At 34.8% G+C, this 8,209-nt stretch carries 8 protein-coding genes; 5 read left to right on the forward strand and 3 right to left on the reverse strand.

Going from position 1 to position 8,209, the window contains the following annotated elements; genetic code table 11:
- Positions 1 to 68 precede the first annotated feature (68 nt).
- The 5 genes from Q8L85_04770 to Q8L85_04790 are packed head-to-tail and all read left to right on the forward strand — an operon-like array spanning position 69 to position 5,569.
- Positions 69 to 2,678 carry a chemotaxis protein CheW gene (locus tag Q8L85_04770; GenBank protein ID MDP1723996.1) on the forward strand — a complete coding sequence of 870 codons (2,610 nt, stop codon included), beginning with the start codon at positions 69 to 71 and terminating at the stop codon, positions 2,676 to 2,678.
- Positions 2,679 to 2,699: 21 nt separating this feature from the next.
- Positions 2,700 to 3,209 (forward strand): chemotaxis protein CheW, encoded by a 510-nt coding sequence (locus Q8L85_04775; GenBank protein ID MDP1723997.1) that lies wholly within the window; start codon positions 2,700 to 2,702, stop codon positions 3,207 to 3,209.
- Positions 3,210 to 3,213: 4 nt separating this feature from the next.
- On the forward strand, positions 3,214 to 3,585 hold the full coding sequence (locus tag Q8L85_04780) for a response regulator (protein ID MDP1723998.1): 372 nt from the start codon (positions 3,214 to 3,216) through the stop codon (positions 3,583 to 3,585).
- Positions 3,582 to 4,730 (forward strand): chemotaxis response regulator protein-glutamate methylesterase, encoded by a 1,149-nt coding sequence (locus Q8L85_04785; GenBank protein MDP1723999.1) that lies wholly within the window; start codon positions 3,582 to 3,584, stop codon positions 4,728 to 4,730. Before Q8L85_04780 ends, Q8L85_04785 begins: the two co-directional genes overlap by 4 nt.
- Entirely contained in the window at positions 4,727 to 5,569 is an 843-nt protein-coding gene (locus Q8L85_04790; protein MDP1724000.1) for a protein-glutamate O-methyltransferase CheR, read from the forward strand. The genes Q8L85_04785 and Q8L85_04790 overlap by 4 nt, the downstream gene beginning before the upstream one ends.
- A gap of 129 nt (positions 5,570 to 5,698) precedes the next feature.
- On the opposite strand, the gene Q8L85_04795 is transcribed toward Q8L85_04790, so the two are convergent.
- From Q8L85_04795 to Q8L85_04805, 3 genes are all read right to left on the reverse strand, one after another.
- Positions 5,699 to 6,232 (reverse strand): hypothetical protein, encoded by a 534-nt coding sequence (locus tag Q8L85_04795; GenBank protein MDP1724001.1) that lies wholly within the window; start codon positions 6,230 to 6,232, stop codon positions 5,699 to 5,701.
- Positions 6,233 to 6,687: 455 nt separating this feature from the next.
- Positions 6,688 to 7,575, reverse strand: coding sequence for a hypothetical protein (locus Q8L85_04800; GenBank protein MDP1724002.1), 888 nt, complete (start codon positions 7,573 to 7,575; stop codon positions 6,688 to 6,690).
- A gap of 297 nt (positions 7,576 to 7,872) precedes the next feature.
- Positions 7,873 to 8,209, reverse strand: a 337-nt coding sequence (locus Q8L85_04805; GenBank protein ID MDP1724003.1) for a hypothetical protein, incomplete at its 5' end; no start/stop codon positions are given.

Consider the following 8,209-nt stretch of genomic DNA (forward strand, 5'->3'; position numbering starts at 1 on the left):
GTATTTTGTTAATTTCAAAATGTGATTCATACTAATGGAATAACAATATAAATCTGGGGATGTTTCATATGGATGAGCTTTTGGGCGAATTTCTCGCTGAAACCAATGAAAATCTTGCACTTTTAGATGGAGAGCTCGTCAAACTTGAAAAAAACCCTAATAATCATGATCTTCTTGCTCAAATTTTTAGGATTGTTCATACCATTAAAGGCACTTGTGGCTTTCTAAGTCTGGATCGCTTAGAAAAAGTAGCACATGCTGCAGAAAATGTTCTGGGCAAATTACGTGACAAAGAATTAACAGCAACACCTGACATTGTTACCGTTATTTTACAAGCACTCGACAAGATCAAAGATATCATTTCAATCCTTGAAGAAACAGAAAAAGAGCCTGATGGCAATGATGGTCAACTTGTTGAAAAGCTTAATGAAATCTCTGAAGATTCAAAACAAATACAACACACAAAATTAACACAAGAAGAAATAAATGCATCTATTGATGATTTATTTTCAAAAAAAACACAATCTATTATCGCCACAAATCAAACAAATACTGAGCCTCAGCATCTTACTGAACAAATAGAAAAAAACGATGAATCTAACGCCGCACAACTTATTGAAAAAATATTCCCAAAAGATTCAGTTATTGCTGGCCAAAGCATACGTGTAAATATTGACTTGCTTGAAAAATTAATGAATCTTGTCAGCGAACTCGTCCTCACACGCAATCAATTACTCCAAATTTCAAGACGCCAAAGCACATCTGAATTTTCAGCGCCCTTGCAACATTTGTCACATATCACCTCTGAACTCCAAGAAGGTGTTATGAAAACACGTATGCAGCCCATCTCCAATGCCTGGGCCAAATTACCACGCATGGTGAGAGACCTTTCTCTTGAGCTTGGAAAATCCATTGATTTACAATTGATTGGATCTGAAACTGAGTTAGATCGTCAGGTTCTAGAACTCATCAAAGACCCCCTCACCCATATGATACGAAATGCAGCAGATCATGGCATTGAAACCATTCAAGAAAGACGCCATAAAGGCAAAAAAGATACAGGAAATATTATCCTTGAAGCTTTTCACGAAGGTGGTCATATCATTATTAAAATTCAAGATGACGGCAAAGGTATTGATAGTGAAAAAATAAAAAACAAAATTATCGAGAAAAATCTTGCAACATCTTCTGAACTTCAACATATGAGCGAACAACAGCTCCATCAATTTATTTTCAAACCAGGTTTTTCGACTGCCGCAAAAGTAACCTCTGTTTCGGGTAGAGGCGTTGGCATGGATGTTGTCCGTACAAATATTGAAAAAATTGGTGGCACCATTGAATTTAGCTCTAATCTAGACAAAGGATCGATTTTTATTATTAAAATTCCTTTAACTCTTGCTATTGTCTCAGCTTTAATTATTGCTTCAGGAAATGAAAGATTCGCCATTCCCCAACTTAACGTCTTAGAGCTTGTCAAAGCGTCAAAACAAAGTAACTATCAAATTGAAACGATCAATGATGCACCCATTTTAAGATTACGTAACAATCTACTTCCATTGATTTCACTTAAACAACTTCTTAAATTAGAAAATGAACCTAAAGAAACATCAAATGAAGGCTTCATTATTGTAACGCAAGTAGGTGCACATATTTTTGGTATTATTGTTGACAAAATTTATGATACCGAAGAAATAGTTGTGAAACCTGTATCACCTCTTTTGCAAAATTTAACTATATTTTCAGGCAATACGATTTTAGGTGATGGTAGTGTTATCTTAATTCTTGATCCTAATGGTTTAGCAATTGCATCAGGCGTCACTGCGACACGAAAAGATCCAAATCTGGATAATAATGATCCAAAAATATCTCAAGACCAACAACATATTGATTTTATTGTATTTAAGGCAGGTTCCAACGATCTTAAAGCTATTCCCCTTTCTCTTGTCTCGCGACTAGAAGAAATCGACGTTACCACCATTGAGCATAGCGCGAATGAAAAACCTCTTATTCAGTATCGTGGCAAGCTCATGCCCCTTATTAAAGTTAACAATCAAACACAATTAAAAAAAGAGGGTACACAGCCCATTCTTGTTTTTTCAGACAATGACCGTCAAATAGGTTTAATTGTTGATGACATCATCGATATAATAAAAGACAAAATGTCTATTGAAATTAAAAAAACTGAAGATGGCATTATTGGAAGTGCAATCATCAATGGCAAAGCAACAGATGTCATTGACATTGGATTTTATTTAACGAAAATATTCAACAATGGCTTTTCTTCAAAAAATACAATTCAAAATACAAATCACCCTAAAACAAAAAACATACTTCTTGTTGATGACAGTCAGTTTTTTAGAAATCAATTAACGCCCTTTTTGGTTGGCGCAGGATATAACGTTACAACAACAAAATCGGCAGAAGATGCTTTAGATTTTCACGAAAAAGGTGATAATTTTGATATTATTATTACTGATATCGAAATGCCCGGGATATCAGGCTTTGAATTCGCAGATATTATTCGACATTCTGAAAAATGGCACAATACACCAATTATCGCTTTATCTGCATACACAAATGACGAGAATCTAGAACGTAGCAAATCACTTGGTATCCAAAATTATATTTCCAAACTTGACCGTGATGCACTTATCGAAACTTTAACCCAATTATCTTAAAGTTAGTTTGAAGGACAGAAGATGAATTCAATAACATCATTAGAAAATAACCTACAACCAACAGAATCAAATAATCTTCAACGTAACGATCACATACAATATGTTACCTTTGCTGTTCAAGATCAGCTTTTTGGTATTCCTGCTCTTTTAATCGAAGAAATTGTCAGCATGTTACCCCTTACAAAAATTCCATTGGCCCCTAAAGAAATAGCAGGCACATTAAACCTTAGAGGACGAATTGTAACAGCACTCAATATTCGCACTCTTTTAGAACTCCCTGATCGAACAGAAAATGAAAAGTTTATGAATATTGTTGTTTCAAACAAAAATGATTTATATAGCCTTATTGTTGATAAAGTCGATGAAGTTATGGTTCTTTCTCAATCATCTATTTCTTCAAATCCGTCCTCGATGTCGGAAACATGGCAACATTATTCTGACGGCGTTTATCAAATAAAAGATAAGCTTCTTATCATTCTAAAACCAGACGCCCTCCTCAAAACGAAACAAAAAGTTAACAATAAGGGATAAAAAAATGAAAAACTGTTTGATCGTAGATGATTCACGCGTTGTAAGAAGTGTCGCAAAAAAAATAATTCAAGATCTAGGCTTTCAAACAAATGAAGCTGAAAATGGCCTTACTGCCTTCACCTATTGTCAAACATCGATGCCAGATGTCATCCTTCTAGATTGGAATATGCCAGAACAATCAGGCATTGATTTTTTACGCGATCTACGCAAAAGCCCAGGTGGCGATAAACCTATCGTTATCTTCTGCACCACTGAAAACGACTTGAATTTTATTGTTGAAGCCCTTGAATCTGGCGCCAATGAATATATTATGAAACCCTTCGACTTGGAAATTGTTAAAACAAAATTTAAACAAGTTGGATTACTACCATCATGAGCCTTGTTACAAAAAACAATCCGATACGCGTCATGCTTGTGGATGATTCTGCTGTCATCAGAGGCATTTTTAACCGTGTAATTTCGAGCGATCCTCTATTATCGATTGTAGCGTCAGCTTCAGATGGTCAAATGGCAATTAATAATCTTAAGCGTAACGATATTGAAGTCATTGTTCTTGATATTGAAATGCCTGTTATGGATGGCCTTACGGCACTGCCTATCATTATGATGGAAAACCCCGACATACAAGTCATTATTGCGTCAACCCTTACCAAACGAAATGCCGAAATAAGCATTCGCGCGCTTACCAGTGGCGCCAAAGACTATATCCCAAAACCAGAAAGCACCAAAGAACTTTACGATAATAGTTTTCAATATGAACTTATTAATAAAATTAAAGCATTAGGTGAATATCGCCGCAAAAAATTAATCCAAAAAAATGAAAATAGTTTTTCCCTCAGCGCCCGCACGAACTCAAAAGATTCCCTTTTTAACGACACCAAATCAACTATATCACACTCCAAAAAAACAACTTTTCACCTTCGCAAAGCTTCTATTTCTATGCCAGATATCATTGCAATTGGCAGTTCAACGGGTGGCCCACAAGCACTTAGTAATTTGTTAAAATCCCTCTCCAAAGAAATAACTTTACCTATTTTTATTACACAACATATGCCGCCCACTTTTACAACCATTCTTGCAGAACATTTAGCAAAAAATACAAATATTGCTTGTAAAGAAGCCCAAGATGGTGATCTCGTCGAAAAACAGAAAGCATATATAGCCCCTGGTGGCAAACATATGATTGTAGAAATCTTAAACAATCAAAAACGCATCAAAATTATCGATTCTCCACCTGAAAACTATTGCAAACCATCCGTAGACCCTATGTTACGCAGTCTATCACAACTTTATGGCCCGCGTGTTTTAACGATCATGCTTACAGGTATGGGAAGCGACGGCCTTAAAGGCTCTACGTTGGTTGTTGAAAACGGGGGCACTGTTCTTGCTCAAGACGAAGCCTCAAGCGTTGTATGGGGAATGCCTGGTGCTGTAACACATGCTGGTCTTTGTAGTGCCGTTATCCCCTTAACTGAAATACCCTTAAAAATTCACTCATTGTTATTTAGGTCAGTCGCATGAAAGAACTAGAAATTCAATATTTGAACAAGTTAATACTTGAAACTTCAGGTGTTCTTTTAACAAAGGAAAAAGCCTATCTTTTAGAGGCAAGGCTTCAACCTGTTCTGCAAAAATACAACTTACATAATTTCACTGAACTTGTAAGCAGCCTTCAAAAAACAAAAGATACAAATTTAAAACGAGATGTCGTTGAAGCATTAATGACCAATGAAACCCTTTTTTTTCGAGACCTCAATCCTTTTGAACAATTCACGAACATTTTACTGCCATATCTTCTTATAGCACGTGAAAGTACAAAGCATATTCGCATTTGGTCAGCAGGCTGTTCGACAGGGCAAGAACCTTACTCTCTAAGTATGGCTATTTTAGAACAACAACAGAAATACCCTGATTGGAAGTTTGAGATTTTCGCGACCGATATATCAACAAGCGCCATTGAAAAAGCGATTGCAGGAAGCTATTCACAATTTGAAGTTCAACGAGGCCTCCCCATAAACCACCTTATTAAATATATGCAAAAAGAAGATCAAAAATGGATTGTCAAAGACAATGTTAAAAATTTAGTTAAGTTTCAATATTTTAATCTTCTTGAAAATCCGATACTTTTAGGAAAATTTGATATCATATTTTGCCGAAATGTCCTTATTTACTTCGATATCGACATTAAGCAAAAAATTCTTTCTTATTTCTCACAAACATTAAAACCTGATGGGTTTTTAATTTTAGGTGGATCTGAATCTACTTTCGGCATTTCAGATTATTATGCACCTAAAGAAAACGCCAAAAGTATCTATATATTAAAGCAACATGAAAACCAAAAAAAACTGGCATCATCTTAGGAGCTACTGATATTTCATGGCTAAGCTTAACGCTTATTTCCTGGAATTTATTCTAGAAATCCAAGAGATTCTTGAATTGATATAAAGAAGTATAAACAAAACAATATAATGATAATACAAACTCAAAGTTCATAATTTCCGTTCAAAAGCTTTGAAAATTGTAATTTCTTTAACAGTTTTTGCCCCATACAATTTTTCAGTAATATTTTTAATAACCTTTTTGATCCCTTTATCCTGTATATCCTTAGTATTATTAGATACATATTCTGTTAATTTGGTTGTAAGTACAGATCGTAATTTTGGCATAGAGGCAGAAGCCTTATATGCAGTTTCTCTTTCATTAAATTCAATATAAAAAAATAGTGAAATTATACCAATTACCTTATCATTTGCTCCAAAGCGAGAAATATTAAACTCTTGAATACGAATCCGATTCGGATTCAACATGGTTTCCTGTGCTTCTTCCTTACTCGGCTTTTTTTCTTTTTCAGCTGGCTTTTTTTCACCATGCTCACCAGCAGGTGCATCTTCTTTAGCAGGATCCTTACCATGCTCCTCAGTGGCTGAATCAGATTCTTTTTTTGCTTCTTGCTCAGACGCTAAAAGTGTCCAGGGCAATAAAAAAAATGCAACTAGTGCAAAACGTTTCAAAAAAAAATGCATTATTCCACCCTAATAAAATGAACACGTTATATTCGTGTGCTGATCCCTTTATACTAACGTGAATGCGGAAATCAAAAAACAATTGAATTAAGCGCAATCAATTGAGTTAAAAAGAAAAATAAAGAGCTTCGTCGTTGCGAACCCCCGCCCTCTTTTTTTGGTGGGGGTGTGGCAATCCAGTCTTAACATCGATATGTATTCCCTTAGAAAGTCTATTTCTGGATTGCCGCGCGGCCCCTTTTAAAATTTGGGCCGCTCGCAACGACGGAAACCCTAGGTTTCCTATAAAGTTAATTTCCTAGTTCACGTTACAATTTAAAAAAGATCCTAACGAATATAACAAGCTATGCAAACCCGTTGCAAGTTTCAGTATAAACTGCTACACGCTTGCATGACTTATAGGTCACATAAATGAATCTCAATACGCACAATTAAAAATTGTTCATCTTATTGAATCACTTATTATTAATTTTTTCTTTTAGCTCATCGAGTTTTGATTGAAAACCTTGCTCAATTGATTGTAATTGTTGTTGATAATTATTAATCATCTCTTTTAATTGTCGATCTGTTTCATCCTGTATTAATTGCACAATTGGATCTTGATCTATAATTGATATTAGGGCAGGCGGCGCTGTAAAGAATATCTCATCATGTGAATCATCCATTAAAACTAGATTGAGCGGCACAAGCACAATATCATTTTTATACTCTTCTATTTCCTCTGATAGAAATTGTGAATTTGAAGAAGAATTATCAAGCAATTTCATATCTTTTTGAGCCTCTTCCTGTATTGCGACTGGCGTTGGATCATTAACATGTTTTTTAGGTTTAAATCTATCCAAAATATTGTGAATAAAATTCTCAGCAAATATCTCAATTTGTATTTCTATATCACTAATTTTATCTAAAATACTTTTTTCTTTATGTTTATTACTTTTCTTGGCATCATGCTTATTATAAGAAATTTCCATCTCCTCAGCCGAAACAGGTTCTCTTTTTACTTTTACGATAATTTCTAGCGGTTTATACTCATTAAAAGTAAAAATTAATTTATAATGACGCTCTTCTTTATTATATTTTCTACCTTTGTGTTGTGGCGCAAGCGACACATGAAAAGAAGCTTTCTTTTTTTTTATATTTTTAATTTTTTGACGATCTTCTTTCTTTAAACTTTTCTGAACAAGATCGTATCTATAATTGCCATATTTTGTCATGCCTGGGGCAATGATATCATCAATAGCTTCATGACCATTCCAAATTGGCCACTTATCAGCAAAAGCTTTCCCAAAAAAAAGAAACATAAACATAAAACTCATTAATAATACTTTGATTTTTCTTAGCATTTTATATCTCCTCATTATTTTAATTTCTTTTTTTTGTACCCAAATGATCTGGAAATACCGATTTTTGAGTCTGAGCTTTAAGGTGATTTTTGATGCAAAAAATTACAACAGGTAATTATTTTACCTTAAAAATTTTTGGTTCAAAAAGCGGCCAAAAATCATAGACTAAAAACGGTAGTTTTAGATTATATTGGATATATTTAACGATAGGCTATTTTTTCTGAATAAAAAAAAGCTAGGCTTTTACACCTAGCTTTTTCTTCAAACGAACATAATTTTATATTTTGCCCATCAGTTTTATTTATTCAATTGTGCAACTAATGCATCAATTTGAGCTTGAAGGTTTTGTGTAGCTGCATCCAATTGTTGTTGGAATTGCACTTGCACAGGTTGCAACGCTAATTGAACTCCTTGTTGAATTTGAAATGCTAGATCAACAACTGGTGCTTCATCAACGACTGGTGCAACAACTGGCGCTTCATCAACGACTGGTACAACTACTGGCGCTTCATCAACGACTGGTACAGCTACTGGCGCTTCATCAACGACTGGTGCAACTACTGGCGCTTCATCAACGACTGGTGCAACTACTGGCGCTTCATCAGCGACTGGTGCAACTACTGGCGATTCATCA

It is taken from the genome of Alphaproteobacteria bacterium (genome assembly GCA_030680745.1).
In the GTDB taxonomy this organism is placed as follows: Bacteria; Pseudomonadota; Alphaproteobacteria; order JAUXUR01; family JAUXUR01; genus JAUXUR01.

What these genes read in the sequence shown, in the direction of transcription:
- Q8L85_04770 (MDP1723996.1), top strand. Translation starts at nt 69, where the DNA reads ATGGATGAGCTTTTGGGCGAATTTCTCGCTGAAACCAATGAAAATCTT.
- Q8L85_04775 (MDP1723997.1), top strand. Translation starts at nt 2,700, where the DNA reads ATGAATTCAATAACATCATTAGAAAATAACCTACAACCAACAGAATCA.
- Q8L85_04780 (MDP1723998.1), top strand. Translation starts at nt 3,214, where the DNA reads ATGAAAAACTGTTTGATCGTAGATGATTCACGCGTTGTAAGAAGTGTC.
- Q8L85_04785 (MDP1723999.1), top strand. Translation starts at nt 3,582, where the DNA reads ATGAGCCTTGTTACAAAAAACAATCCGATACGCGTCATGCTTGTGGAT.
- Q8L85_04790 (MDP1724000.1), top strand. Translation starts at nt 4,727, where the DNA reads ATGAAAGAACTAGAAATTCAATATTTGAACAAGTTAATACTTGAAACT.
- Q8L85_04795 (MDP1724001.1), bottom strand. Translation starts at nt 6,232, where the DNA reads ATGCATTTTTTTTTGAAACGTTTTGCACTAGTTGCATTTTTTTTATTG.
- Q8L85_04800 (MDP1724002.1), bottom strand. Translation starts at nt 7,575, where the DNA reads ATGCTAAGAAAAATCAAAGTATTATTAATGAGTTTTATGTTTATGTTT.